This is a genomic window from Afipia felis ATCC 53690, assembly GCF_000314735.2.
GTDB classification, from domain to species: Bacteria; Pseudomonadota; Alphaproteobacteria; order Rhizobiales; family Xanthobacteraceae; genus Afipia; species Afipia felis.
Window position 1 is genome coordinate 194,289 of sequence record NZ_KB375270.1, and the last position, 24,856, is coordinate 219,144.

Sequence of the window (24,856 nt, forward strand, 5' to 3'; positions counted from 1 at the left end):
CTTCGCAAGTATCAGCCGCGACGTTTCTTCGGTGCCTTTTTCCCGAATGCGCGTTTGGCAGGTGACGCGCTGCCACGATGCGGTTGTTCAGCGTAGCCGGACTTGTCCTTGTGCTGCTTTTTCTTTTTGGAACCTGCGTCCTTGTGAAATTCCGAATGAGACTTGCCGTGGTGCCTCACGCTTCTCTCATCACGTGCTTTGTCGGTCTGACGCGCGCGGTGGCCGGTGTCCTCGCTTTCGCGCCGGGGTTTATGCGGGCGCTTTTCGGACGGCGCATGATCCCGAGGGGCGTCTGCCAACGGATCAATGCGGATGTTGTCCTCCTTATCGGGACGCCGGATCTTAACGGCGAACGACTCTGCCGCGCGCTCGGAAATCTCAAACTCGGTGCTGGTGTCACCAATAAGAATGCGGCCGATGTCCTGCTTGTCGATGCCGCCACGGCGACAAATCATCGGCAGGAGCCAGCGGGCTTCTGCCTTCTTCTTGCGTCCGATAGCGGCGCGAAACCACACGCTGCCTTCTGTCATGCCGTGGCGCGGCGATGGCTTCCTCGCCTTCGATTGTGATCCGGCACCACGATCGTCGTCGCGCGCCGATCGGCCGTCTTTTTCCCGACCGCGATCGTCACGGGATCGGCGCGTGTCTTGGCCGGGATCGAGAATGTCTTCTGGCGCTGGAAGCCGCGCCCGGTAGAGCCGCGCCAGTGCAGCGGCAATATCCTCGGGCGACCGCTCGGCGAGCAACGCACGCGCCAGGTTCAGATCATCAGCGGTCACTTCCTGCGCGAACAAATCATCCTGCAGCATGCGTTTCTGATCGAGTTCGCGGATTTCATCGGCGGTCGGCGCCATGCTCCAGTCGACATCGACGCCTGCCAGATTCAGCAAAACCTCCGCACGCCGCCTGCGCGCGGGCGGCACCAGAAGGACGCTCACGCCCTTGCGGCCGGCGCGCCCGGTGCGGCCGGAACGGTGCTGCAGGACCTCGGCATCGTTTGGAATGTCCGCGTGGATGACAAGATCGAGCTTTGGCAGATCGATGCCGCGTGCAGCAACGTCAGTGGCGACGCAGACACGGGCTCGCCCGTCCCGCAAAGCCTGAAGTGCCTTTGTGCGCTCGTTCTGCGTCAGTTCTCCGGAGAGGGCGACCACCGAGAAGCCGCGCTCCATGAGAGCCACCTGCAAATGATTGACCGCATTTCGGGTGTTGCAAAACACCAGAGCGCTCGGCGATTCAAAAAATCGCAGCACGTTGACGACCGCATGCTCGACATCGCTCGCCGCGATCCTGATGGCCCGGTACTCAATATCGGCATGGCCGCCTTCGTCGCCCGCGACCTCGACGCGAAAGGCCTGCTGCTGATACTGCTTCGCCAGCGCAACGATGCCGCGCGGGAATGTCGCCGAGAACAATAATGTGCGGCGGGTCTCCGGCGTGGTTTCGAGGATGAATTCCATATCCTCGCGAAATCCGAGATCAAGCATTTCGTCGGCTTCGTCGAGCACGACGGCCTTCAACTCAGAAATGTCGAGGCGGCCGCGACGCAGATGATCGCACAGCCGTCCCGGCGTGCCGACCACGATGTGAGCGCCCTCGGCAAGCTCGCGCTGTTCGCGGCGCGGGTCCATGCCGCCGACGCAGGACACGATGCGCGCATCCGCATGGTGATAAAGCCAGGTCAGTTCGCGATGGACCTGCAGGGCGAGTTCGCGCGTCGGCGCGACGATCAGGGCAAGAGGGGCCGCGGCGCGCGGAAACCGTTCCGCAGCGCCCAGAAGATTCTTTGCAATTGCGAGCCCATAAGCGACTGTCTTGCCCGAACCGGTCTGCGCGGACACAAGGAGGTCGCGGTCGGCAGCCTCGTTCGCAAGGACGGCGGTCTGCACGGGGGTGAGCTTGTCGTAGTTGCGCTCCGCCAGGGCCCGGGCGAGCGGCGAACTTGTCGTCGGGAATGTCACGAAATGGCCGATCTTGGTTTGGCCGGGGGAACATCGAGCAGGGGCCTCAAACTGATGGGGCCGCGCCGCGCTCTTTAAGAAATCCGCCCGGCGGATTTGAGCGGGGTTGTCTTAGACCAAGTGAGGCCAAAGCGCCATGGCCGGGTTCTGGGCGAAATCCAATATCCGATTGTCAAACAGCCACGTTCGTTGAGGATAAACGCCCGCGTTCTCGCGGCGCGTTTTGCGCCCGAGGTGTGCGTCCCGGGCGTTGGGCTTGCCCAATTCCCGGCAACATAAATCCTGCGCTCTCACAGAATGAGGGCGCGCGGAACGCCGGATGCGCGAACGCATCCGCAGCCTCGTGCGCAAATGGTTGTTTGGCACACGAGCATAGTCACCACGGTTACGCCGCATCATCCGGCGTTCCGCACGCAATGGTTTTAACGGCTTGCTTCGCGTCTACCCCCGGTGTTCGACCCTTGGGTTGAACCACCGCTCCAGGGGACTGACACGCCGCGTCTCTCCCTCTGTACGAGGAGAGAGATCTGGCGCTGCCCCATGGCGCAAGGCGATGCGCCGGGATAACGCGACTTGGGCCGTCTGCTTGCGATGTTCGCCGTCAGCCGGGCAACAAAAAAGGCCCGGGACCTTTCGGCACCGCGCCCGATCAATCGCCCGCGCATCGAACACCGTGCGCAGCCACCGCATCCCGCCTCGCGTTCGTGACGATCGCGAGCGCCCCTCAAGTGAGGCGGGATAGATAGGAATATAAACCTAAAGAAAGAATTGTCAAGTTGGAATAAGGTGAGTTCGCCAATAATGGAGCAAGCAATGGTCAAAGTTTGGGGGTCGGACAAAGGGGACGATTTTACGTGCCCAAAATGCGGTTCGGTGTATGAGACCGAGTTGCATCGTTCTCCCTTCAGAGACAGTGACAGTGCGAATTGCAGTGTTTGCCACGAGGAAATGGCGCGTTGGAATAGTACGACCTACCCCGTTTACACCCTCAAAACTGCTCGAAAGCCTAAGTAGCGGTCAACGATCAAAATTACCTTCGGTGATCCAAGAAGTACCGCTCAAATCAACTTTGAACTTCAACTTCGATAAACGTTGAGCAAGCTCTTTCCGGCTCGAAGCCGAATTGGATAAATGGAGCATGTGCTTCCCAGCGATATCGCTGATTGCGCGTGTATCGCCAACTTGAATGAGTAAAGTCTTGTCTGGGTGTGCACCCAAAGCTAGCCCAGCTTCGAAAATTACGTTTGGTCGCGCTTGAGATGCCAATTTTCCAGCGGTCGTTTTTTCTTTTTGCGAACAGAAATTAGACTTTAAGCGAGCCTCTTCGTCAGGCGAAAACATTACGATAACCGCTTGAACTTGTTTCATGGCATTGTTGATGACGTCACCTACATTAGGATTCGCGCCTTTCGCCGCAGCAATGGCTTTGCTCCATTCCATCGGATTTAGACCCATGGAGCGAAGCAAAGCGAACATATCCTCGTTTAGTTTACTATCTCGGCCATGAACGACAAAAACTGAGTTATTTCTCGTCGTTTTGATTTTGATTGGTTTGGCTGCAGGTACCGACGGTGTTGATTTTGGCGTCCGTGAACTCGCTATCTCGTCCGGTGTCATATGAACTGCTGGAGCAGGCGCGCCTCGAATTTCTGCCAAGTCAGCCGCAGATGCAAATTGTTGAAAATTTATTTTTAGGTCTCGAGCGAGAAGAAGTGCACCAGCACGATTTGAAACAAATGACTCGCTAGCACGCTTATTTATTAGTCGATGCACATGGCGCGGTGTTACTTGCAGCCGACTTTCAAGTCGTTTCAACAGCGCCTTTGGAACGCTTTCTGTCATGATCTAATGGCTTTCTTCTTCTTGGTCGACTTCAATCGGCTCTTAAGTGCGTGAATATAATTTTCGTTTACATGAAGCATTTGACTGATTTCACGAGCATCAAAACCTGCGCCATCAAGAGTTAGCGCGGCTTTGTCATCTTTCATGTCTTTAATTGTTAGTGCTGCCAATAACCGGGCAATTTTTTCTAACGTGTCAATTTTAGCAGATTCAATCTTTGCTTTTTTTGCCATGTGATTTCTTCGTCCTCTCTCGCTGACGGAGGTTTGTCTTTACGGAGTTTGCAGTAGTTCCAAGAATGGAGGCTGCATCAGCGGTCGAAATTCCAAGGCTCTCCAAAAATTTCACTCTCGCGGGAAGATCCGCGACACGTTTTGGCTCGTGCTGAGAGGCTTGCTGCATGCACAAATAAGCAAGTGATCTTCCAATGATCTCTAACCAATCGTTTTCATTTTCTTGAGGCACGTTTCCCACCCTTTGCTTTCATTACGCGAACGGACTCCGCTGTGCTGCCAGCAGCACCTGCAGCCTCCTTTGCGGGAACGCCAAGTCCTTGAAGAAATTTTACCTTCTTCAAAACGTTGTCGGCCTTGTCGGGATTCTTCTCTGCAAATTTGTCGAGACACAGAAACGCTAGACAATTGCCAATAACAGGCAACCAGGTGTCCAATGTTGAATTGTTTTCGGCCATTTTCACCTCAAATAATTGGGTAACGAATCACCTGCTGATTCCAAAACTTATCGAATACAATGGGCGGATGGCTGTGCAAGGCGGCCAAACGGGGTTATCCCATTATAAATTTTGGGAGTGAGACAAACAAAAAAAACCCGGCATCGCTGCCGGGGTTTTGCATTTCGTAGTTGCGTTGCGAGATCCCGGCTCTGCGGAGCGGCATGAAGAATGCCGCACCGCGTCCGGGATGACGTGGATTATCAGAAATCCATGCCGCCCATGCCGCCGCCCGGCATGGCCGGAGCAGGCGAGTTCTTCTTCGGCAGTTCGGCGATCATCGCTTCCGTGGTGATCAGGAGCGAAGCAACCGAGGCTGCGTTCTGGATCGCGGCGCGCACGACCTTGGTCGGGTCGATGATGCCCTTCGAGACCATGTTGACGTATTCGCCGGTCTGCGAGTCGAAGCCGTACGAATACTGATCCTTCTCGAGCACCTTGCCGACGATGACGCTGCCGTCCTCGCCCGCGTTGATGGCGATCTGGCGGGCCGGAGCGGAGAGCGCCTTGCGGACGATCTCGACGCCGGTCTTCTGGTCGTCGTTCTGGGTCTTGATGCGCTTGAGCTGCTCGGACGCGCGGAGCAAGGCGACGCCGCCACCCGGCAGGATGCCTTCTTCCACCGCAGCGCGGGTCGCATGCATCGCGTCATCAACGCGATCCTTGCGCTCCTTCACTTCAACCTCGGTCGCGCCGCCGACGCGGATCACCGCGACGCCGCCCGCGAGCTTGGCGAGACGTTCCTGCAGCTTCTCGCGGTCGTAGTCCGAGGTGGTCTCCTCGATCTGCGCCTTGATCTGCGCCACGCGCGCCTCGATGTCGGCCTTCTTGCCGGCGCCGTTGACGATCGTGGTGTTCTCCTTGTCGATCATCACCTTCTTGGCGCGGCCGAGCATCTGCAGGGTCACGCTTTCCATCTTGATGCCGAGGTCTTCCGAGATCGCCTGGCCGCCGGTCAGGATCGCGATGTCCTGCAGCATGGCCTTGCGGCGGTCACCGAAGCCCGGTGCCTTGACGGCTGCAACCTTCAGGCCGCCACGCAGACGGTTGACGACGAGGGTGGCGAGAGCTTCGCCTTCGACGTCTTCCGCGACGATGACGAGCGGCTTGCCGGTCTGCACGACGGCTTCGAGCAGCGGCAGCATTTCGTTCAGCGAGGAGAGCTTCTTCTCGTTGATGAGGATGTAGGCGTCGTCGAATTCAACGCGCATCTTGTCGGCGTTGGTGACGAAGTAGGGCGAGATGTAGCCGCGGTCGAACTGCATGCCCTCGACGACGTCGAGTTCGGTGTCGAGCGACTTGGCTTCTTCAACGGTGATGACGCCTTCGTTGCCGACCTTGGCCATCGCCTTGGCGAGGAAGTCGCCGATTTCCTTGTCGCCGTTGGCCGAGATGGTACCGACCTGGGCGATCTCCTCGTTCGAGGTGACCTTCTTGGAGTTCTTCTGCAGGTCCGCGACGACGGCTTCCACAGCGAGGTCGATGCCGCGCTTGAGGTCCATCGGGTTCATGCCGGCGGCAACCGACTTGGCGCCTTCCTTCACGATGGCGGCGGCGAGAACGGTCGCGGTGGTGGTGCCGTCACCGGCGAGGTCCGCCGACTTCGAAGCCACTTCGCGCACCATCTGGGCGCCCATGTTCTCGAACTTGTCGTCAAGCTCGATGTCCTTGGCGACGGTGACGCCGTCCTTGGTGATGCGGGGCGCGCCGAACGACTTGTCGAGCACGACGTTGCGGCCCTTCGGGCCGAGCGTGACCTTCACCGCGTTGGCGAGGATGTCGACGCCGCGCAGCATCTTGTCGCGCGCGTCAACGCCGAATTTCACTTCTTTGGCTGACATTGATTGATTCCTTCAGTGTGAGGGGAGACGCGCTCAGGCGGCTTTCTTCTTCGAAGCGCCATCGGTGATGACGCCCATGATGTCGCTTTCCTTCATGATCAGGACGTCCTGACCATCGATCTTCACTTCGGTGCCCGACCATTTGCCGAACAGCACGACATCGCCGACCTTGAGGTCGATCGGGATCAGCTTGCCGGCTTCGTCGCGGCCACCCGGGCCGACGGCGACGATCTCGCCCTGCGACGGCTTTTCCTTCGCGTTGTCGGGAATGATGATGCCGCCCTTGGTTTTCTCCTCGGCGTCGATGCGCTTGACCACGACGCGGTCGTGAAGCGGACGGAATTTCATGCAGTCCTCCTAAGATACTGGAATTGCTGTATATCTTTAAATTGGCAGTCAGCTTCATGGAGTGCCATGGCTGACCTTGGCGGGAGATAGGCGGGCCTTCCGGAACAGGCAAGAGGTCCTAGCAAATTTTCTGGCACTCACAAATGACGGCTGCCAGAAATCGTTAACAGCGGTGGCCGACCATCGGCGCAAGACGCTCTTCCAATTTAGAATGATTCTAAATATAGCATGCGGTGCCTTTTACTCCGGAGACGCACCCATGCCTGCCACCCCTCATGTCGAACGTCATTTTCTTGGCTCCGAAACCGTGCGCGACGTGGTGATCGGCATGGCCGACGGCCTGACGGTGCCGTTCGCGCTGGCTGCAGGTCTTTCGGCCGCGGTGACCTCGGCGCAGATCATCGTCACCGCGGGACTGGCGGAGATCGCGGCCGGCGCCATCGCGATGGGGCTCGGCGGCTATCTCGCGGCCCGGACCGATCAGGAGCACTTTGCTTCGGAAGAGCGCCGCGAGGCGTGGGAAGTCGACAACATGCGCGAGGCGGAAGTCGCCGAGGTGCGCGATATCTTCAGCAGCTATGGACTCACGGGCGAGGCACTGGACTCGGTGGTGACTGCACTGTCCGCGGACAAGAAACGCTGGGTCGATTTCATGATGCGTTTCGAACTCGGCCTTGAGAAGCCCGACCCGAAGCGCGCGCCGATCAGCGCCGCAACCATCGCGGTCTCATATCTTGTCGGCGGTCTGGTCCCGCTGGTGCCTTACATGATCTCCGGCGATCTTCGCACGGCGCTGCTGTACTCGATCGTCTGCACGGGCGTTGCGCTGATCGTCTTCGGCGGCGTCAAAGGCAAGCTGACGGGCATCAGCGTGGTGAAATCCGGTTTCCAGACATTGCTGGTGGGTGGCCTGGCCGCCAGTGCTGCGTTCTATCTGGCGCATCTCTTTGGATGACGGCGTTTGTCAGCAGATCCGCCTCGCTGCTGCTAGCGCCTTGATAATTAACAGTTTATTCAATCTTTAGGCTTGAGATCGCGGAAGTTCATGCGTCAGATTTCACCTGTGCTCCTTGAGGCGGCACGAGTCCGAAGACAGACGCTGGGGCGGGTTTTCGAAAACCGGTCCTTTCGAAAAACGCTCCGCGCGCCCATCGGCGGCCCGCCGCTTCACGGATGCACTCCCTTACGGAGGTTGGCATGGCGTTGCAGAAGGCGGCATCGGGCACATCGGTCAGTCCCGATTTTCGGAAACAGCTCCTGGGCTATGGCCTGACCACGGCGGAGATTCTCTATCGCCGCCCGGATCATCACTGGCTGCTGCAATCCTATGTCTGGCAGGAGTACGACCTGTTTCCGAACTTTCCCGCGCTGAATGCCTTTCTCGAATTCTGGCGCGCAAAGCTCGAAGGGCCGCTGTTCGCGGTGACGGTCGCGCACTCGAAGCTCATCAAGCCCGCGGAGATGCGCGCCATCGACGGCGAGTTCAGGCTGCATTGAAACGGATTGTTGTTTGCAATCATCTCTGCGTTGTCCCCGCTTGCGCGGGGACGACACTGAATGAACGGCACGTTGCCGAACAGCGTTCGCGTTGCCATGAACACGACGGCAATATGGTCGACACTTCGGTCGCGGCCGAAACGTCGATCCGCTTCGGGGGGATATGATGCGCTTTCCATAGGAGAGCTGCGATGTCCCACAGTGCCGAATTGCTTGCGATGCCTCAACCTGACGCCGGGCACATCGAGATCACGCCGTCAGTTCTCTATGTGGGGACTCCCGTCGCGCTGATAACGAGTCTCAACGCTGACGGTACGACGAACATCTCGCCGATGTCCTCGGCCTGGACGCTATTCGATCGCGTCGTCCTCGGGATGACATCGACAAGCAAAGGCCGGGAGAATGCGGTGCGCGACCCTCAGATCGTCATCAATTTTCCCTCGCCGGATCTCTGGCCGAAGGTTGAAGCGATCGCGCGCGGGACCGGTCGCAATCCCGTTCCTCCTCATAAGGAAAAGATCGGTTACAGATTCGAGCCGGAAAAGTTCGAAGTGTCCGGCTTCACGCCGCAAGAATCGACCGTGGTCAGGCCGTTACGGATCGCGGAATGTCCGATCCAGTTCGAGGCCGAGGTCGTGGCCTGTCATGATCCGGGAGGTGACTGGCCCCGGGAACGGCCGGAGGCTTTTCAGATCATCGAGACCAGGGTGCTGCGGGTTCATGCGCATCGCAGCGTCGTTGTTCCCGGCACAAGCCATATCGACACCGCGAAATGGCAGCCATTGCTCTATGTGTTTCGGCACTATTTCGGAACAGGTTCCGATCTCGGACGGACGTTCAAAGCAGAAGCATAAGGGTGTAAGAACAGGAGCCATGTCGAACGTCGCTTCGGGAAATACGATTGCGGAGGTGGCAAGCCTGATCGGGGATGCCGCGCGCGCCAACATGCTTTCCGCGTTGATGGGCGGACAGGCATTGACGGCGGGCGAACTGGCGCGACATGCCGGTGTTAGCGCCCAGACCACGAGTGGCCATCTTGGCAAGCTGACCGAAGCTCAATTGATTGCCGTCGAGAAGCAAGGGCGGCATCGCTACTATCGGCTTGCCTCGCCCGATGTGGCGCACGCTATTCATGCTCTGATGGCTGTCGCGGCGAGTGGACCGAAGCGTTATCGCCCAATTGGCCCGAAGGATGAGGCGCTGCGACTTGCCCGTACCTGCTACGATCATATGGCGGGCCGGCTCGCCATCGCCCTTGCGGATGCCTTGACCGGCAAAGGCTATGTGTTGCTCGCGGATGGAGCTGGCCTTGTGACCGAGGAAGGCCAGCGCTTCTTCTGCGATTTCGGCATCGATCTTGATGAAGCGGAGCGTTCCAAACGCCCGCTTTGCCGGACCTGCCTTGATTGGAGCGAGCGTCGGCCGCACTTCGCCGGCCGTCTTGGCGCGGCCCTTCTTGACCGGGCCCTTACGCTAGGCTGGGTCGGCCGTACGCACGAAAGCCGTGCTCTGCGCATCACCCGGGCCGGAGAGGCTGGGTTCAGCGGCACATTCGATCTTCCGTCGGACTGGCGCACGCCACTGCCGTCGCGCGGTTTCTAAAAACCTGCACCGCGCGCTCCGAATGATGCGAATTATCCCCGTCCGACGAATGGCATCTTGGTCGCCATCACGTTCAGGAACAGCACATTGGCGTCCAGCGTTCGCGTTGCCATGAACACGATGGCGTCGGCGACGTTCTGCACGTCCATGCGCGGTTCGACCATCTTCTCGCCGTTCGGCTGCAAAATGCCGTCGGCCATGCGCGTGGTGAGATCGGTCGCGGCGTTGCCGATGTCGATCTGTCCGCCCGCGATGTCGTAGGCGCGGCCGTCGAGCGCGATCGATTTTGTCAGGCCGGTGATGGCGTGTTTGGTCGCGGTGTAGGCGACGGTGAACGGGCGCGGCGAATGCGCCGAGATCGATCCGTTGTTGATGATGCGGCCGCCGCGCGGGGTCTGCTCCTTCATCATGCGGAAGGCATGCTGCGTGCACAGGAACGGCGCGGTGAGGTTTGTCGCAACCACCGTCTGCCATTTGTCGAACGGCAGATCCTCCAGCGGCATCGCTGGCGCGCCGACGCCTGCGTTGTTGAACAGCAGATCGAGCCGTCCGAATTTTTCCTTCACGGTCGCGAACAACGCGGCGATAGATTGCGGGTCGGTCATGTCGGAGGGCACAGCGAGACATGTGCCGAGCTTGGCTCCCTCGGCCGCGGCTTCGTCGAGCTTGTCCTTGCGGCGTGCTGTCAGCACCACCGTGAAGCCCGCCTTGATAAGGGCGAGCGCGCTGGCCTTGCCGATGCCGGCGCTTGCGCCGGTGACGAGAGCGACTTTGGTGTGCGACATGACGATCCTCCCCGATGTTTATGATGTCATCCCCGCGAAAGCGGGGATCTGTTTTTTCTCAAAAAGGCTGGGCTCCAGTTTTCGCGGGAGCGACACTGGATTTCAATTCTTCCGCCCATAAGGCGGCGGTGGAATGCTCTGGTGGGCCGCGCGCAGGGCCTCGCTCCATCTTGCGCGCAAACCGCGAAAATAGGGGTCGTCGTCCTCGATCCGCATATTGAGCTCGGTTTCGCAGACATCCGGCCGCAGCACCATGATGTCGATCGGCGGGCTGACGCCGAGGTTGGAGCGCATGGTCGAATCCATCGAGATCAGTGCGATCTTCAGCGCGTCATATAACTCGACGTCGTAGGTGATGGCGCGATCCAGCACCGGCTTGCCGTATTTGTGCTCGCCGACCTGGAGATAGGGCGTGTCGGTGGTGCATTCGATGAAATTGCCGGCGGGGTACACCATGAACAGGCGCATCCGTTCGCCCTTGATCTGGCCGCCGAGCAGGAACGAAACATCGAAATTGATATCCTCGGCCATTAGTGCCGCGCCCTCGGTGCGGCTGACACTGCGAATGGCGCGGCCAAGGCGTTGTGCCGCCTGAAACAGGCTCGGCGCATTCATCAGGGTTTCGATCTCGCCGGTGATGGGATTTTCGACACCTTCGGCGAGGGTCGAGAGAACCGACTGGCTGATGGCAAGATTACCGGCGGAGGCGACGGCCATGACGCGTTCGCCGGGATTTTCGAACATATGCAGTTTGCGGAAGGTGGAGATGTTGTCGAGCCCGGCATTGGTGCGGGTATCGGCCACCATGACGAGGCCCTGTTTCACCAGAATTCCGCAACAATATGTCATTCAGATCTCCGCATGCACGGTGCCATTTTTACGCAACGTCGCGGAAGGGGGCAACCGCCGGTCCTGCCGGTGTGGCGGATAAGGAGGTGGAATGACCGAAACTGATGGTGGCGAGATCGCCGCCCGCGCGATATGCATGAGCTGGAACAATTGTGAATTTCCTCCCCTCCCGGCGCGCGCAAGCGAAGAAATCGCCGCCCGCCTGAAAGAGACGCGACAATGACCGAGATCGTCACGGCCGGCATTCTGGTGATCGGCGATGAAATTCTCTCCGGCCGGACCAAGGACAAGAACATCGGCTTCATCGCCGAGTATCTCACCAATCTCGGCATCGACCTGAAAGAGGTCCGCATCGTCGCCGACGACGAGGACGACATTGTCGCGGCGCTCAACGCGGTGCGCGAGCGCTACGATTATGTATTCACCACCGGCGGCATCGGCCCGACGCATGACGACATCACCGCCGACAGCGTGGCAAAGGCTTTCGGCGTCGGCATCGATCACCATCCCAGCGTGGTGGCGCGCTTCAAGGAACGCTTCGGCGATGCGCTCAACGAGGCACGGCTGCGGATGGCGCGGATTCCCGACGGCGCGGAGCTGATCGAAAGCGCGACCATTCTCGCGCCCGGATTCAAGCTCGGCAACGTCGTCGTGATGGCGGGCGTGCCGTCGATCATGCAGGCGATGATGGACATCATCGCACCGAAGCTGCGCACTGGCCGCAGGATGCTGTCCGATTCCGTCCGCGCCGACGCCAAGGAGGGCGACATCGGCTCGCCGCTGCGCGAGATCGCGGCTGCGCATCCCGACACCAGCATCGGCAGCTATCCGTTTATCGACGACGATGGAAAGCCGAACACCAATGTCGTGGTGCGCTCGCGCGATCAGGACAAGCTGGCCGCGGCGATGGCGGATGTGAAAGCGATGCTGGCGACGCTGCATGGTTCGAAGAATCCGGTGCAGTAAACGGCGCGAAGTAAAATTCGGAGTCGCACGATGAGTGAAGAAACCGCGCGCAAACCGTTTCCCGTTTCATGGGATCAGTTTCACCGCGACGCCCGTGCGCTGGCGTGGCGGCTCAACGGCGCGGGTCCGTTTCAGGCACTGGTGGCGGTGACGCGCGGCGGCCTCGTGCCGGCGGCGATCGTCGCGCGCGAGATCGGCCTGCGGGTGATCGATACGCTGTGCGTGGCGAGCTACGACCACACCACGCAGGGCGAGATGCAGGTTCTGAAAGGCCTCTCGGATGCGATCATGAAAGTCGGCGGAGAGGGCGGCAAGGGCCTGTTGATCGTCGACGATCTCGTCGATACCGGCAAGACCGCGCGCGTCGTCCGCCAGATCGCGCCGAAGGCGCATATCGCCGCCGTCTACGCCAAGCCGATGGGCAAGCCGCTGGTCGATACCTTCATCACCGAAGTCTCGCAGGACACCTGGATTTTCTTCCCCTGGGACACCGGGCTGTCGTTCCAGCCACCGATCCGCGACGGCGCGGCGTGAAGTTTTCACGCGTCTGACAACAATATTGTTGCTGTGGTCATTCGCCACATAACCGGCCGGCCGATCATCGGCGCGTGACCGATTTATTAGCGAACAATTAAACGACCGGGAGCATCCTACCGTATCAGGTCAACCCGTGCCGACACCAAGAGGTGTGCAGGGAGTCTGATGCGATGACCGAGACAAGGTATGCGCCACGCTACCGAGTGTCGAAACCGGCCATGATCGGCAGCGGCAAGAACGCCATTGCCTGCGTCATTCGCAATCTATCGACGACCGGCGCGGCAATAGAGGTCGAAAACCAGATCAATATTCCTGACAGCTTCGTGATGTTCGTGTCGGAGGACGACTTGCATCTGCTTTGCCATGTAGTTTGGCGGAAAGATTACAGGATCGGTGTGGCCTTCGATTGGGAAAGCCCGATGCCGGTTGATTGACCGGCTTCTCCATTATGGCGGTGGAAGCGTGGGCCGGGAGTGTTTTTCAAGGACCCGGTTGCATTTCGTCGCTAAGTAACTGAAAAGAAAAGCGCGCGGACGTGGCGGAATTGGTAGACGCAAGGGACTTAAAATCCCTCGATGGCAACGTCGTGCGGGTTCGATTCCCGCCGTCCGCACCAAATGCCCGTTGCTGCTATTCCGGACCACATGTCGATCACCGCCTACCTCATCAATCTCGATCGCAGCCCTGATCGTCTGGTCAGGATGCAGGCGCGGTTCGATGAGATCGGGGCGGACTTTGTCCGTATCCCGGCTGTCGACGGCAAGACGCTGAACGATGCCGCGCGCAAGGCGGCCTGCGTGCCGCATAAGGCGTGGCTGCCGCTCACTGCAAGCGAGATCGGATGCTTTCTCAGCCATCGCGCGTGCTGGCAGCAAATCGCGGACGGGCCAGCGCCTTATGGCTGCGTGTTCGAGGATGACATGCTGCTGGCGCCGCGTTTGCGGGATTTTCTTGCCGATCGGTCCTGGATTCCGGCGGACGCGGAGATCGTCAAGATCGAGGAGGGCCACAACCGCGTGTGGCTTGACATGCCGCTGTGCGATGTGACGGCCGGCTTCAGACTAGGACGGCTGCGCAGCACGCATTACCGCGCGGGCGCTTATATCGTGTCGCGCGATGCGGCGCGGCGGTTGCTCGCGATGACGGAGCGGTTCGGCCTGCCGGTCGATCTGTTCCTGTTCGATGCCGCGGTGGGCGAGCCGTCACGGTTCGTCATCTATCAGTTGCTGCCCGCGCTGGCGGAGCAGGAGAAGGGCGCCGCGCTGGAAGTGAAGGGTGGTGGCGGCACCATCGTGCGCAGCGGTTTCCGCCGTGAGGATGAATTTGCGCGGCAGCGCCGCCGTTATGCGGACGAACTTCGCAAATTGTGGCATCGTCTGCGCGGCCGCCAGCGCATGGCGGTCGGTTTCGATGGATCTGAAAGCTGACACCATGACGGCCCCCGATTTGACTGGCTCCCACGTTCGCCTGCGCATGATGCGTGATGACGACGCGCACACGCTGGTGCGCGCGGCTTCCGACGGGCAACTGTGGACACTCTGGGTGACCTTCGTGCCGTCGGCAGATACGGTCGCCGCCTACATGAAGCCGGCGATGGAGGGCGCGAAGGCGGGCACGGTCATTCCCTACGTCATCGAGAATATTGCGACCGGCGAGCCGATCGGTTCGACGCGGTTCTGGAAGCTCGACCGCGCCAACCGCACGGTGGAGATCGGTCACACCTGGATTTCGGCCTCCTACCAGCGCACCGCGGTCAACACCGAGATGAAGCTCCTGATGCTGACCTATGCGTTCGAGACGTTGAACTGCGTGCGGGTGCAATTCCAGACCGATGAGCTGAACGCGAAATCCCGCGCGGCGATTGTGCGGCTCGGTGCGAAGGAGGAGGGCATCCTGCGCAACGAGCGGATCATGCCGGACGGGCGTGTGCGCAATACCGTGATGTTTTCCATTCTCGACAGCGAATGGCCGGGGGTGAAAAGCAACCTCCTTGCCCGGCTGGCGGGGTAAAGCCGCATCGGGTAGGGTGCGGCAACTCAAGATATCCCGGATGTTCGAACGCATGCTTCATCGCGCTCAATTGTATCTCGCCGCCGCCATTCTTCTCGGCTCATGCGGCTTCGCCCAGGCGGCGAGCTTCTTCGTCGACCCCTCTCATTACGCGCTTTACAACTGCGATCAGTTGAACACTGCGCACCAACAGGTCGGCGCGCGCGTCGCCGAACTGAAGGGTCTGATGGCGAAAGCGGAGAGTGGCTTCGCGGGTGCGCTGATGTCAGGTCTTGCGTATCAGAGCGAATATGTCACGGCGCGCGGCGAACTCGAGCAGATCGAAGAGAACCGGCAGAAGCTGAACTGCGGGCCGCTGCCGGTGGAGAAGCCGGCGCAGTCTGCTGCGCCCGCCGCACCGAAGCAGAAGCATCACAAAAGGCATTGAGCCTTTACACGCGCCAGCCGTAAATCCAGTCCAGCCGCGCGAGCAGCCGCGCACCGCCGAGAAGCTGCATGGCGCTGTCGCGCGCGAAACCAGCCGCGCCCTTGAGGTGATAGATCCGCCCGTTGCGGTGTGACGCGCGCTGCACCCGTTCAACGCGGTCGCGTCGCAAGTGTTCGTACCGGAGGAACGCGGCGGGCAGGTCGTCGGACTGAGTCTCGATGCAGCGCGCGAGCACGGCCGCATCCTCGATCGCCATGGCGGCGCCTTGCGCGGCGAACGGCAGCATCGCGTGCGCGGCGTCGCCGAGCATCGCGACGCGATCTTTGGCGAATGTGCTGACGGGCACCTCGAACAAGGCCCATTTGCGCCAGTTCGCGACGGCTCCGATCATCGCGCGTGCATCGTCGTGCCATGCTGCGAAATACCGGGCGATCTCGGCGGCATCGCCGGTCTCGTTCCAGCCGGGCCTGCGCCACTCATCGTTGACGATGGCGACGAGGTTGACCTTGCCGCTGTCCGCCATCGGGTAGGCGACGAGATGCGCATCGGACCCCATCCGGAGCTGTACGCGGTGCCGGTCGAATCCGGCCGGCACATGTGCGGCGTCGATCATCCCCCGCCAAGCGATGCGGTGGGTGAATTGCGCGCGGATATCCGGAAACACCTGGCTTCGCACGGCGGACCAGACGCCATCGGCGCCGATCAGGGCCTGCGCGTGATCCCCTCTGCGTGACATGCCGCGGCGCTGCATGACGGCGACACCGTTGGCGTCCTGTGAAACCTCTTCGAATTGCCAGCCCAGGCGTAATTCGATGCCTGGCGTGCTTTCGACTTTCGCCAGCAGGGCGGCCTGCAGGTCGGGACGATGCAGCAGCCAGTAAGGCGCGCCGTAACGCGCGCGAACGCTGTCGCCGAGCGGAATGCGGGCGGTTTCCCGGCCGCTGCGTGCGTTGATGATGCGGATGGCGTCCGGCGCGACCGCGGCCGCGGACAACGATTGTTCAAGACCGAGATCGATCAGGATGCGGCTGGCGTTCGGCGAAAGCTGGAGGCCTGCGCCGGTTTCCGCGAGATGGGCCTCGCGTTCGAACAGGATGATGCGGTAGCCGATGCGGTTGAGCGCTAGCGCAGCCGTCAGGCCTCCGATGCCGGCGCCTGCTATGGCAAGCGTGCGCGCGGACGTCACGGCTGATCAGACGACCTTGTCTTCCACCACGCACTGCGCCGGACGCGCGGCGCCGGGCGCGAGATCGCCCGCGAAGCGGTACAGCGTCGAGCAGTACGGGCAGATGATCTCGTCATCGTTGCCGAGATCAAGGAAGACGTGGGGATGATCGAACGGCGGGTTGGCGCCGATGCACATGAATTCCCGAGAGCCGATTTCGATGACGCTCACACCAGGGCCATTGTGGAAGTGCGGAACGATGTGGTCGGCCATGAGATTTACCTTGGGAGTTACAGTGCGGAAGTCGGAAGCGGTTTTGTTTTGGTTTCAGATTTTATTCAGCAAGCGCGGCAATCTATTATCTCCGGTGCGCGCGGTTAGCCAGATGGTTCAACGCGCACAACGGCAGATTCACAACAGAAAATGACGAACTGAGGTGTAGGCGCCGGACAGGACTCCATACGCTATTTGTTGTTGCGGAAAGCCCTTCTTTCGGAGGGCTCTTCTTTCGGTGTACGACTTCCATCTGGTGAAATTTCTGCCGCAAAATCGCTATACGGTCGGGCGTAACGCGGATTTGTGCATGCAATATGGAAAAACCAGTGCGGCAATTGGATGCGCGGCCCTCTGTGCCGCGGCATTCGGGCTGCTGGCGCCGCGGGCGCACATGGCTGCCACCACGCTTCTGGTGCAGGACGATCCCGCGCAATTGTCGGATATCCGTATTGAATCAACACTGCCCGGCGAGAACAGTGCACGGGCGACGACTCTTGCCCGGCAGATCCAGCAGGCGCTGGACGCGGGCGATCCGGAACTCGCCGATAGTTTTCTTGTCCTGGCGCGGCATAAAGACATCCCCGTCGCGCCGGATATGGAGGAGCGCGTTCAGGCGGCGCTCAACGTGCATAATTCGACGAAAGCGGTGGCCGGGCGGTTCGTGCACGGACTTGTGACCGGCGAGGGCGACGACGGGGCGAGCCTCTCGGGCACCTTGGCGGGAGACCTGTTCGTGCTGGGCGACGTGCGCGACGTGGTCCGCGAGGGCAAACGGCTGGCGATGGGCGAGGATGCCGACCGGCTTGTGCTCGGTCTCGCAAGCGTCGGCATCGCGGTGACGGCGGCGACCTATGTTTCGGTCGCGGGCGCGGCACCCTTGCGGGCCGGGCTCACGCTCGTGAAGGATGCACGCAAGGTCGGACGCCTCGGCGCGGGACTGACCGAGTGGACCGGACGCGCGGTCCGCAATGCGGTCGATACGCCCGTGCTCACGCAGGCCGTTCAGAACGCCTCGCTCACGCGGCCGGTGCAAAGCGTCGGTGCGTTGAAGGCGGCGTTCAAGGCGGAGAAAGCGGGCGCGCTTGTGCGTCTCGCCAAGGATACCGGCCGGATCAGCGAGAAGATCGGCACCAAGGGTACGCTCGACGTGCTGCGCATCGCCCACGGTCCGCAGGATGTCGCGCGCGCGGCAAGGCTCGCGGAATCGAAGGGCAAGGAAACACGCGCGATCATCAAGCTGATCGGCCGCGGCGCGCTGCTGCTTGCGACAGGCGCGTTCAATCTCGCGTGGTGGGTATTCGCCGCGCTCATCGCGCTCGCTGGTTTTCTCGCCTCGATCAAATCCACGACCGAACGGCTGACATATGCGTGGCTCGCCCGCCGCAAACGCAAAAGAGCCAGCCGTGCAATCGCGTCAGCGCAGGCCTCATCTGCATAAATTGATGGCCGTCAAGCACTGGCAATGCTGCCGCGACGCGGTTAGAACGGCGGCCGTTTGGTTCCCTTACACTGGAATTTGTCATGCCGAGCTTCCACAACGGCTCCGTCGAGATCGCTTACATCGATGAAGGCGAGGGCGATCCCATCTTTCTCGTTCACGGCTTCGGTTCGACCGCGGGCGTCAACTGGGTTTATCCCGGCTGGGTCTCGGCGCTGACCAAAGCGGGGCGGCGCGTAGTCGCGCTCGACAATCGCGGGCATGGCGCATCAAGCAAACTCTACGACCGCGCGGAGTATTCGCTCGATATCATGGCGGGCGACGTGCGCGCGCTGATGGATCACCTCAACATCGAGCGCGCCGACATCATGGGCTATTCGCTCGGCTCGCGCATTTCGTGCAGGGTGGCGCTTCATCATCCCGAGCGGCTCCGTTCGCTGATCATCGGCGGCCTCGGCTATGGCCTGATCGAAGGCGGTGGTCCCGGTGAGGACGTGGCGCTGGCGTTGGAAGCGCCGTCGCTCGAGGACGTGACCGACCCGATGGGCCGCATGTTCCGCGCCTTCGCTGATCAGACCCGCTCCGACCGCCGCGCGTTGGTGGCGTGCCTGCGCGGCTCGCGGCAATGGCTGACGCCGGAGCAGGCGGCATCGATCAAGTTGCCGACGCTGATCGCCGTCGGCACCAAGGACGATGTCGGCGGTTCGGCGGAAAAGTTGCATCAGGTCATGACTCACGCCGAAGTGCTCGACATCCCGGATCGCGACCACATGCGGGCCGTGGGTGATCGTGTTTACAAAGAGGGCGTATTGGCCTTTTTGGACCGGCAGGGCTGAGAAGAATATTATCCCTGTCGGCACAAGGGCGGGATTGCAGCCTCGACGTGTCTCATTATGTGGTAATCTCCGGAGCCTGAAAGCTGGAAGCTGCTCATGCCTAAGCCACACGTCGATCCGAAAGCTGCCCTCTCGACGGTCGATCCGGTCTGGTCGCGAATTCGCGACGAGGCCGAGGAGGTCGCGCGCCGCGAGCCCGAGCTTGCAACCTTCATCTATTCGTCGGTGCTACATCACGACCGGCTGGAAGCTGCGGTGGTGCATCGCGTTTCCGAGCGCCTCGATCATGATGCAATGTCGGCGGGGCTGATCCGGCAGGCCTACAGCGAAGCGCTGCGCGACGATCCCGATATCGGCAACGCCTTCCGCGCCGATCTTGTCGCCGTCTATGACCGCGATCCGGCGACCTCGCGTTTCATCGATCCGCTTCTGTACTTCAAGGGCTTCCACGCGCTTCAGGCGCACCGCCTCGCGCACTGGCTTTACAAGCAGGGCCGCAAGGATTTCGCCTATTACATCCAGAGCCAATCGTCGTCGGTGTTCCAGACCGACATCAATCCGGCGGCGCAGATCGGCCGCGGCATTTTCCTCGATCATGCGACGGGATTTGTCGTCGGCGAGACCGCGGTGATCGAGGACGATGTCTCGATCCTGCACGATGTCACGCTCGGCGGCACCGGCAAGGAGAACGAGGATCGCCATCCGAAAATCCGTCGCGGCGTGATGATCGGCGCAGGTGCGAAGATTCTCGGCAATATCGAGATCGGGCATTGCGCGCGCATCGCGGCGGGCTCCGTCGTCGTCAAACCTGTGCCGAACAACGTCACGGTCGCAGGTGTTCCAGCGCGTGTCGTGGGCGAGGCGGGCTGTTCCGAGCCGTCGCGCACAATGGACCAGATGCTCAACACGACCGGTCTGTAAAGTCTTCTCTGCTCTTTTTTCGAGATGCGCGTTGCGCTATTGGCTCATGACGCGCGCTGCGCTATTGGCGTGCGGAAGGCTCCGCGCTAGGCTTAAGCGCGCGAGGCAGACATAATCATCATTGGAGACTGCCGTGGACGTTACCGAAGTCAGAAAGCTCGACGCTTATCTCAAGCGCACGTTCGGCAATCCGAAAATCCGCGTCGTACCGCGTCCGAAAAAAGACGACTCCGCCGAGGTTTACATCGGCGAGGAATTCATCGGCGTGCTGTTCGTCGATGACGAGGACGACGATCGCTCCTATCAGTTCCAGATGGCGATCCTCGAGGACGACCTCGTCGAAGAGGATTGATTTTTCTCATCATGAAACGATGCGATGGCCGGCTATGCCGGCCATTTTCGTTTGCGGGCGGTTACTTCCCCGGCCCCTGAAGCTGGTCGGCGAGCTTGTCCATCGCGTCCGCGACATCCCGCCAGTGCTTCAGCCACGCGCGCGGAAAGCGGAAGTCAAGATCGGCATCGCCGATCCGCCGTTCGCTCAGGCACATGCCGGGCGTCTGCGCGTCGCGCGAGCAGCGCGCAGTGAAACTCGCGCCATCGGCCATGAAGAGGTCTTCGCCCGCATAGGGGGTGCCCGTGCGGAACGTCTGCACCATCAGCGTATCCTCGACCGTCGAGGCGTCGGATTCCAGATAGCGCGGATAGATCGTCTTGGTGCGCTCGTCCGGCGACACCGTGCCATGATGGGCGATCAGGGAGACGAAAATCCGGTCGATTGGCTCGACCTTCGAGGCGCTCTCGACCTCGGCGGCGGTGAGATGCTTCTGCGCGGACGGCGGCTCGAGCGACGGATAGAGGAACGACATGTCGACGCGTTCCTGCGGGCCGGCGTGTTTTTGCAGTTTCACCCGGATCGAAGCGGTCGGCACGTTGAACAGCGTCTGGCCGATGGTGACCGGCAGGGTGGCGGGATCGCTGCCACGTTGCCGCGGGCTCCAGGTCGGCTGAAGCAGGTAGACCACGGAGGCGAGGGCGGCCGACCCGATCACGATCGCGGCGAGGGCGGGAAGGTAGGGGCTGTGGCGTTTGGGGCGGCGGGGCGGCAGAGGGGCAGCCATGAGAGGCGGGTTCCAGAATGTTTCGAATCGCAAATGTCTCGGCGAGGATTGTCATGTCATAGGGCGGCTTGTGTGGCGATGGCGAGGCCTGTGGAGGCCCTCACACGGCGTTTTTGCGGATCTGCCGCGTCGGACGGGTGGCGCGGAATTAACCCTTTCTTAAGGATAAAGTGGCGGCCGCGGCGAGGTTCTGCGAAAGCGGAGACCACGTATTGCGTGAGGCCTCACCATGTCGCCGGATGCACTGAATTCCTTCTTCGCCCTGATGATCGGATTTGCCTTCGCGGGCGCGCTGTCGAGCGGCTATCAGGCCCTTGTCGATCGTCCCGTCGGTTTCGGCCTCCTGGAAAAAAGCGATGCCCCGCGCGCGGTGGTGACCGTGCCGTTCCTCGTGTTCGCGGCACCCTTCATCATCATGCGCAACACCATCCGCGGGCGGCGGATCGAGAACCGCCGCTTCGCATTCGTGATGATCGCGACCGTGCTTGCCGGTATCTGGAGCCTGATGTCCGGCACCTGTGTCGTGATGTTTTTGCAGGCGACCGGCATCGTCGCTTAAAGCGCATCGCGAGGCTGCGGGCCTCGCTTCCATTTTCCGTTCGTGGCATGGTCGTCTCGCTAAGGAGACACGAATGGCTACCTACGAACTCGACGGCGTCAGGCCGCAACTTCCCGCTGACGGCGACTATTTCATCGCGGATTCCGCCCAGGTGATCGGCAACGTTCGGCTGCAAAAGGGCGCCAGCGTGTGGTTCGGTACCGTGATCCGTGGCGATAACGAACTGATCGACATCGGCGAAGGTTCGAGTGTTCAGGACAACTGCACCTTCCACACCGATCCCGGTTTTCCGATCACCATGGGGAAGAACGTTTCGGTCGGCCACAACGCCATCCTGCACGGCTGCACCATCGGCGATGGTGCGCTGGTCGGCATGGGCGCGATCGTGATGAACGGCGCGAAGATCGGCAAGGAGAGCGTCGTCGGCGCAGGCGCGCTGGTGCCGGAGGGCAAGGAATTTCCCGAGCGCTCGCTGATCGTGGGATCGCCCGCGCGTGTGATACGGACGCTGGATGACGAACAGGTCAAGCGCCTGACCCGCGCCGCGCCGCATTACGTCAAGAACAGCAGGCGCTTCAAGGCGGGTCTGAAGAAGATCGATTGATCGCGGGCACGGGGTTACGGCGTCAGGATTTGTTGGCGCTGATGCCGTGCGGCTTGCTCTCCAGCGCCTCGCCGACCGCCTGCCACACGGCTTCGACACCGATCTGGCTCACGCAATAGAGCGGCTCGTCGGCTGCGCGTGGGTAGATGCATTTCCAGCTGCAGTTGAAGCACGGCATTTGCTCGAACACCGTGAACATCACCGGCGACTCGCCGTCGTTGAGTTGCGGATAGGGCAGGAAGCGGCCGTAGTGATAGCCGCCGCACGGCACCACGACCGGACAGTCCACCGCCGCCGCGATATGGGCCGCGCCCGTGTCGTTGCAGAGCAGGAGTTCGGCATCGCGCAACACGCCTGCGAGTGCACCGAGATCGGTGCGGCCGCAGGCGTCGATGATGCGGTGACGGCCGGTAAGATCGAGGATCGCCTGCGCGTCCGGCTTCTCCGCGTTGGTGCCGCAGATCACCGCGATCCAGCCGGTGCGCTGCTGCAGGCGCGTGAGGATGGCGGCGAAGCGATCCGCCGGCCATTTCTTCTTCACCGATGCGCTGCCGGGAAACACCACGAAATAGGGCTCGCGTGGCAGCCAGTCCGGGCGTGAGATGAGATTCCTGTCGAGACGCGGTCGTGACGGTGGTGCGGACGGATCGAAATAATGCGCGACGATGGCATTGGCCTCGATCTCATGAATGCCGGGCGTGATTTTGATCAGATCGGTGTACCAGCGATCCGACTGCCGCTGCTTCTTGTCCGTCTGCGCTTCGGGATCGCCGTCCACGCCGATGCGCGTCGTCGCGCCGCTCGCAAGAACGAGGCGGTCGCCATAACGGTCGCGCGAGATGCCCGGATTGATTGCGACCTCCGCGCGCAACGCCGCGACATTCCGGAGCGTGGCGCGGCTATAGGCGTTGTCCTCGACATAGCGCTTGCTGTTGATCGCCATCACTTCGTCGAACAAGCCGGTCGAAGCGGCGAGGTCGCTGAACGCGGAAGACGCCACCAGCGTTATGCGATGATCCGGCCGCGGATAACGCGCGCGGATGGCGCGGGCGCAGGCGAGCCACAGGATGAAATCGCCGATGCCGTCGAGCCGCACAACAACGACGGAGCCCTTGTCGCGCGGCAGCTTGCGGCTGCGGCGGGTCTCGATCATCAGATCGAGCTTCTGCTGGTTCCTGGCGAGTTTGCGAAACAGTTTGAGCAACGGGGTCGTCCGGCGCGGCGATGGTCTGCGATGATGTGAAGATCGTCACAGGGTTCGCATGCCTGCGTGGCCGACTTCAAGCCCTGTCTGAAGGACCGGAGACAACTTGCGGAACAGGAGTCAAAAAGGTTGCGGCCAGCCTCCGGGGAAGAAGCTGGCCGCGCGCGAACCGGTCTCGGACGGGGAGGGGTGGGGATGTGACCGGGACGCGAGTGGAAACCTCAGTTCGATGTTGCGGTGACGACAGCCGGACGGTTGTCGCCGAGCGAGACCCACACATTCGGATCGGTCTGCGACTGGCGTTTGACAAAGCGGTAGCCGGTGTCGGTCCAGGCCACGACATCCTCGTTCTGGTTGTCGAGGATGAATTCGCCCTTGTCGGACTTCACCGTCAGAACGGCATGGCCTTCGCCCTTGCGATCGCGCACCACGGTGACGAGCAGTGCCTCGCGCGGCCAGCCGGCATCGATCAGCATCTTGCGCTTCATCAGCACGTAATCTTCGCAGTCGCCGTAGCCGTCGCTCGGATAGGACCACTTCTCGACCACGCCCCAATGCTCCATGTCGGTCATCGGCTTGACGTTCTCGTTGACCCAGCGATTGACGCGCACGAGATCCTTCCATGCGGTCTGGCTCATGACGATGTCGCGGGCCTGCGTGGCGCCGCCCTTACAGTCGGCGGCGTTCTCGGCGCAGAACTCGATCCAGCCGATCGGCGCGCGGGCCGTGTCGCCAAGGCTCGCATAGAGAACGTGACTTTGCGGCGCGGCCGGAGTCGTGACCCGGCTTGCAGCCTGCGAAGAATTTGAGAAACCCGTCAGCCCGGCGAAGATCGCCAGACACATGCCCCATCCACGAATTGAAACCATTGTGGCCCCCGTTTTTTTGTTGGGACCACTGTGGCAGCGAGGCTTTGCGCCGCGGCTAAATCACGTCGCGGCAATTGACTGAAATGATCGTCAAATCAAAGGCTTGTTTGAATCAATGTCGATTCAAATAAAGCTCAAATTTGAATTATCCGGATTTGATTCAAATTGTATCGATCGCCCCTCAAGCGATTGAATTCTCACGCATCGTGCGGGCACGCGGAGCTTTTGCGAGAGCTTGAAGGAGGCTTGAAAGTGGCCACAACGCTCTCCCGAAGAGGGAAGCAACGCTTCGAACCAGCCGAAAGGTGAGGAATCGCTAACCGCGTGGCTTTACCCGGCGGTGACGCTAGCTGGAAAGGGCGCATCCGCGAGCGTCCGAAAGTGCCGGTGGGCCGCCTTGCCGACGGGTCCCGGCAGGTTGACCCTGCACGGCGCTCCGGACGTCGCAGTCTCGTAATAATGCATCGGAAA

30 protein-coding genes and 1 tRNA gene are annotated in these 24,856 nt (G+C 61.1%); 18 read left to right on the top strand and 13 right to left on the bottom strand.

Annotated elements, in window-relative coordinates:
• Positions 1-11 precede the first annotated feature (11 nt).
• From HMPREF9697_RS00980 to HMPREF9697_RS01000, 6 genes are all read right to left on the bottom strand, one after another.
• A complete protein-coding gene (locus HMPREF9697_RS00980) occupies positions 12-1,961 on the bottom strand; it encodes a DEAD/DEAH box helicase (RefSeq protein ID WP_002715275.1) in 1,950 nt (649 codons plus the stop codon).
• 1,017 nt (positions 1,962-2,978) lie between these two features.
• Complete coding sequence (locus tag HMPREF9697_RS00985) at positions 2,979-3,803, bottom strand: TIR domain-containing protein (RefSeq protein ID WP_002715278.1); 825 nt, start codon at positions 3,801-3,803, stop codon at positions 2,979-2,981.
• Complete coding sequence (locus tag HMPREF9697_RS00990) at positions 3,800-4,036, bottom strand: hypothetical protein (RefSeq protein WP_040307757.1); 237 nt, start codon at positions 4,034-4,036, stop codon at positions 3,800-3,802. The genes HMPREF9697_RS00985 and HMPREF9697_RS00990 overlap by 4 nt, the downstream gene beginning before the upstream one ends.
• Positions 4,037-4,251: 215 nt before the next feature.
• The gene (locus HMPREF9697_RS20775) at positions 4,252-4,494 is read right to left on the bottom strand and encodes a hypothetical protein (RefSeq protein ID WP_002715279.1); all 243 of its coding nucleotides are present in this window, start codon (positions 4,492-4,494) and stop codon (positions 4,252-4,254) included.
• Between the two features lie 242 nt (positions 4,495-4,736).
• Positions 4,737-6,374 carry a chaperonin GroEL gene (gene groL / locus HMPREF9697_RS00995; protein WP_002715280.1) on the bottom strand — a complete coding sequence of 546 codons (1,638 nt, stop codon included), beginning with the start codon at positions 6,372-6,374 and terminating at the stop codon, positions 4,737-4,739.
• Between the two features lie 33 nt (positions 6,375-6,407).
• Positions 6,408-6,722 carry a co-chaperone GroES gene (locus HMPREF9697_RS01000; RefSeq protein WP_002715281.1) on the bottom strand — a complete coding sequence of 105 codons (315 nt, stop codon included), beginning with the start codon at positions 6,720-6,722 and terminating at the stop codon, positions 6,408-6,410.
• Between the two features lie 259 nt (positions 6,723-6,981).
• Here HMPREF9697_RS01000 and HMPREF9697_RS01005 point away from each other — a divergent pair, with 259 nt between their 5' ends.
• The 4 genes from HMPREF9697_RS01005 to HMPREF9697_RS01020 all read left to right on the top strand — a co-directional run bounded on the left by HMPREF9697_RS01005 (position 6,982) and on the right by HMPREF9697_RS01020 (position 9,821).
• A complete protein-coding gene (locus HMPREF9697_RS01005) occupies positions 6,982-7,677 on the top strand; it encodes a VIT1/CCC1 transporter family protein (protein ID WP_002715282.1) in 696 nt (231 codons plus the stop codon).
• Between the two features lie 242 nt (positions 7,678-7,919).
• Positions 7,920-8,219, top strand: coding sequence for an usg protein (locus HMPREF9697_RS01010; protein WP_002715283.1), 300 nt, complete (start codon positions 7,920-7,922; stop codon positions 8,217-8,219).
• Between the two features lie 191 nt (positions 8,220-8,410).
• The gene (locus HMPREF9697_RS01015; RefSeq protein WP_002715284.1) at positions 8,411-9,073 is read left to right on the top strand and encodes a flavin reductase family protein; all 663 of its coding nucleotides are present in this window, start codon (positions 8,411-8,413) and stop codon (positions 9,071-9,073) included.
• Between the two features lie 19 nt (positions 9,074-9,092).
• Positions 9,093-9,821: an ArsR/SmtB family transcription factor gene (locus HMPREF9697_RS01020; RefSeq protein ID WP_002715285.1), complete on the top strand. Its 729-nt coding sequence runs from the start codon at positions 9,093-9,095 to the stop codon at positions 9,819-9,821.
• Between the two features lie 32 nt (positions 9,822-9,853).
• Here the strand turns inward: HMPREF9697_RS01020 and HMPREF9697_RS01025 are convergent, their stop codons facing one another.
• Together HMPREF9697_RS01025 and HMPREF9697_RS01030 are read right to left on the bottom strand one after the other, a co-directional pair.
• Entirely contained in the window at positions 9,854-10,606 is a 753-nt protein-coding gene (locus HMPREF9697_RS01025; protein WP_002715286.1) for an SDR family oxidoreductase, read from the bottom strand.
• Between the two features lie 102 nt (positions 10,607-10,708).
• Positions 10,709-11,455 (bottom strand): proteasome-type protease, encoded by a 747-nt coding sequence (locus HMPREF9697_RS01030; protein ID WP_002715287.1) that lies wholly within the window; start codon positions 11,453-11,455, stop codon positions 10,709-10,711.
• 91 nt (positions 11,456-11,546) lie between these two features.
• On the opposite strand from HMPREF9697_RS01030, the gene HMPREF9697_RS21615 reads away from it, so the two are divergent.
• The 8 genes from HMPREF9697_RS21615 to HMPREF9697_RS01065 all read left to right on the top strand — a co-directional run bounded on the left by HMPREF9697_RS21615 (position 11,547) and on the right by HMPREF9697_RS01065 (position 15,395).
• A complete protein-coding gene (locus HMPREF9697_RS21615; protein ID WP_283804937.1) occupies positions 11,547-11,678 on the top strand; it encodes a hypothetical protein in 132 nt (43 codons plus the stop codon).
• Positions 11,675-12,421: a competence/damage-inducible protein A gene (locus HMPREF9697_RS01035; RefSeq protein WP_002715288.1), complete on the top strand. Its 747-nt coding sequence runs from the start codon at positions 11,675-11,677 to the stop codon at positions 12,419-12,421. The genes HMPREF9697_RS21615 and HMPREF9697_RS01035 overlap by 4 nt, the downstream gene beginning before the upstream one ends.
• A gap of 30 nt (positions 12,422-12,451) precedes the next feature.
• Positions 12,452-12,955 (top strand): xanthine phosphoribosyltransferase, encoded by a 504-nt coding sequence (gene gpt, locus HMPREF9697_RS01040; RefSeq protein WP_002715289.1) that lies wholly within the window; start codon positions 12,452-12,454, stop codon positions 12,953-12,955.
• A gap of 173 nt (positions 12,956-13,128) precedes the next feature.
• Positions 13,129-13,392: a PilZ domain-containing protein gene (locus HMPREF9697_RS01045; RefSeq protein ID WP_002715290.1), complete on the top strand. Its 264-nt coding sequence runs from the start codon at positions 13,129-13,131 to the stop codon at positions 13,390-13,392.
• A gap of 95 nt (positions 13,393-13,487) precedes the next feature.
• Positions 13,488-13,574 (top strand) — tRNA-Leu (locus tag HMPREF9697_RS01050).
• A 1-nt stretch (position 13,575) separates the two neighbouring features.
• Positions 13,576-14,385 carry a glycosyltransferase family 25 protein gene (locus HMPREF9697_RS01055; RefSeq protein WP_244600265.1) on the top strand — a complete coding sequence of 270 codons (810 nt, stop codon included), beginning with the start codon at positions 13,576-13,578 and terminating at the stop codon, positions 14,383-14,385.
• Positions 14,369-14,968 (top strand): GNAT family N-acetyltransferase, encoded by a 600-nt coding sequence (locus HMPREF9697_RS01060; RefSeq protein WP_002715292.1) that lies wholly within the window; start codon positions 14,369-14,371, stop codon positions 14,966-14,968. The genes HMPREF9697_RS01055 and HMPREF9697_RS01060 overlap by 17 nt, the downstream gene beginning before the upstream one ends.
• 52 nt (positions 14,969-15,020) lie before the next feature.
• Entirely contained in the window at positions 15,021-15,395 is a 375-nt protein-coding gene (locus HMPREF9697_RS01065) for a hypothetical protein (RefSeq protein WP_002715293.1), read from the top strand.
• Between the two features lie 4 nt (positions 15,396-15,399).
• Here the strand turns inward: HMPREF9697_RS01065 and HMPREF9697_RS01070 are convergent, their stop codons facing one another.
• On the bottom strand, positions 15,400-16,581 hold the full coding sequence (locus tag HMPREF9697_RS01070) for an FAD-dependent monooxygenase (protein ID WP_002715294.1): 1,182 nt from the start codon (positions 16,579-16,581) through the stop codon (positions 15,400-15,402).
• Positions 16,582-16,587: 6 nt separating this feature from the next.
• Positions 16,588-16,833 carry a zinc-finger domain-containing protein gene (locus HMPREF9697_RS01075; RefSeq protein WP_002715295.1) on the bottom strand — a complete coding sequence of 82 codons (246 nt, stop codon included), beginning with the start codon at positions 16,831-16,833 and terminating at the stop codon, positions 16,588-16,590.
• Between the two features lie 310 nt (positions 16,834-17,143).
• Between HMPREF9697_RS01075 and HMPREF9697_RS01080 the strand changes: the two genes are divergently transcribed.
• From HMPREF9697_RS01080 to HMPREF9697_RS01095, 4 genes are all read left to right on the top strand, one after another.
• A complete protein-coding gene (locus tag HMPREF9697_RS01080) occupies positions 17,144-18,274 on the top strand; it encodes a hypothetical protein (protein ID WP_040308066.1) in 1,131 nt (376 codons plus the stop codon).
• Positions 18,275-18,357: 83 nt separating this feature from the next.
• Positions 18,358-19,110 (top strand): alpha/beta fold hydrolase, encoded by a 753-nt coding sequence (locus tag HMPREF9697_RS01085; protein ID WP_002715297.1) that lies wholly within the window; start codon positions 18,358-18,360, stop codon positions 19,108-19,110.
• A 96-nt stretch (positions 19,111-19,206) separates the two neighbouring features.
• Positions 19,207-20,031, top strand: coding sequence for a serine O-acetyltransferase (cysE, locus tag HMPREF9697_RS01090; protein WP_002715298.1), 825 nt, complete (start codon positions 19,207-19,209; stop codon positions 20,029-20,031).
• A 133-nt stretch (positions 20,032-20,164) separates the two neighbouring features.
• The gene (locus HMPREF9697_RS01095; RefSeq protein WP_002715299.1) at positions 20,165-20,383 is read left to right on the top strand and encodes a DUF3126 family protein; all 219 of its coding nucleotides are present in this window, start codon (positions 20,165-20,167) and stop codon (positions 20,381-20,383) included.
• Between the two features lie 61 nt (positions 20,384-20,444).
• Here HMPREF9697_RS01095 and HMPREF9697_RS01100 read toward each other — a convergent pair whose 3' ends face one another.
• Positions 20,445-21,149 (bottom strand): hypothetical protein, encoded by a 705-nt coding sequence (locus tag HMPREF9697_RS01100; protein WP_002715300.1) that lies wholly within the window; start codon positions 21,147-21,149, stop codon positions 20,445-20,447.
• A gap of 229 nt (positions 21,150-21,378) precedes the next feature.
• Between HMPREF9697_RS01100 and HMPREF9697_RS01105 the strand changes: the two genes are divergently transcribed.
• Complete coding sequence (locus tag HMPREF9697_RS01105) at positions 21,379-21,708, top strand: DUF6949 family protein (protein ID WP_002715301.1); 330 nt, start codon at positions 21,379-21,381, stop codon at positions 21,706-21,708.
• 73 nt (positions 21,709-21,781) lie between these two features.
• Entirely contained in the window at positions 21,782-22,312 is a 531-nt protein-coding gene (locus HMPREF9697_RS01110; protein WP_002715302.1) for a gamma carbonic anhydrase family protein, read from the top strand.
• A gap of 22 nt (positions 22,313-22,334) precedes the next feature.
• Here the strand turns inward: HMPREF9697_RS01110 and HMPREF9697_RS01115 are convergent, their stop codons facing one another.
• Both HMPREF9697_RS01115 and HMPREF9697_RS01120 read right to left on the bottom strand, forming a co-directional pair.
• A complete protein-coding gene (locus HMPREF9697_RS01115) occupies positions 22,335-23,516 on the bottom strand; it encodes a glycosyltransferase family 9 protein (RefSeq protein WP_002715303.1) in 1,182 nt (393 codons plus the stop codon).
• Between the two features lie 221 nt (positions 23,517-23,737).
• Positions 23,738-24,385 carry a transglutaminase-like cysteine peptidase gene (locus HMPREF9697_RS01120; RefSeq protein ID WP_002715304.1) on the bottom strand — a complete coding sequence of 216 codons (648 nt, stop codon included), beginning with the start codon at positions 24,383-24,385 and terminating at the stop codon, positions 23,738-23,740.
• Positions 24,386-24,856: the final 471 nt, after the last annotated feature.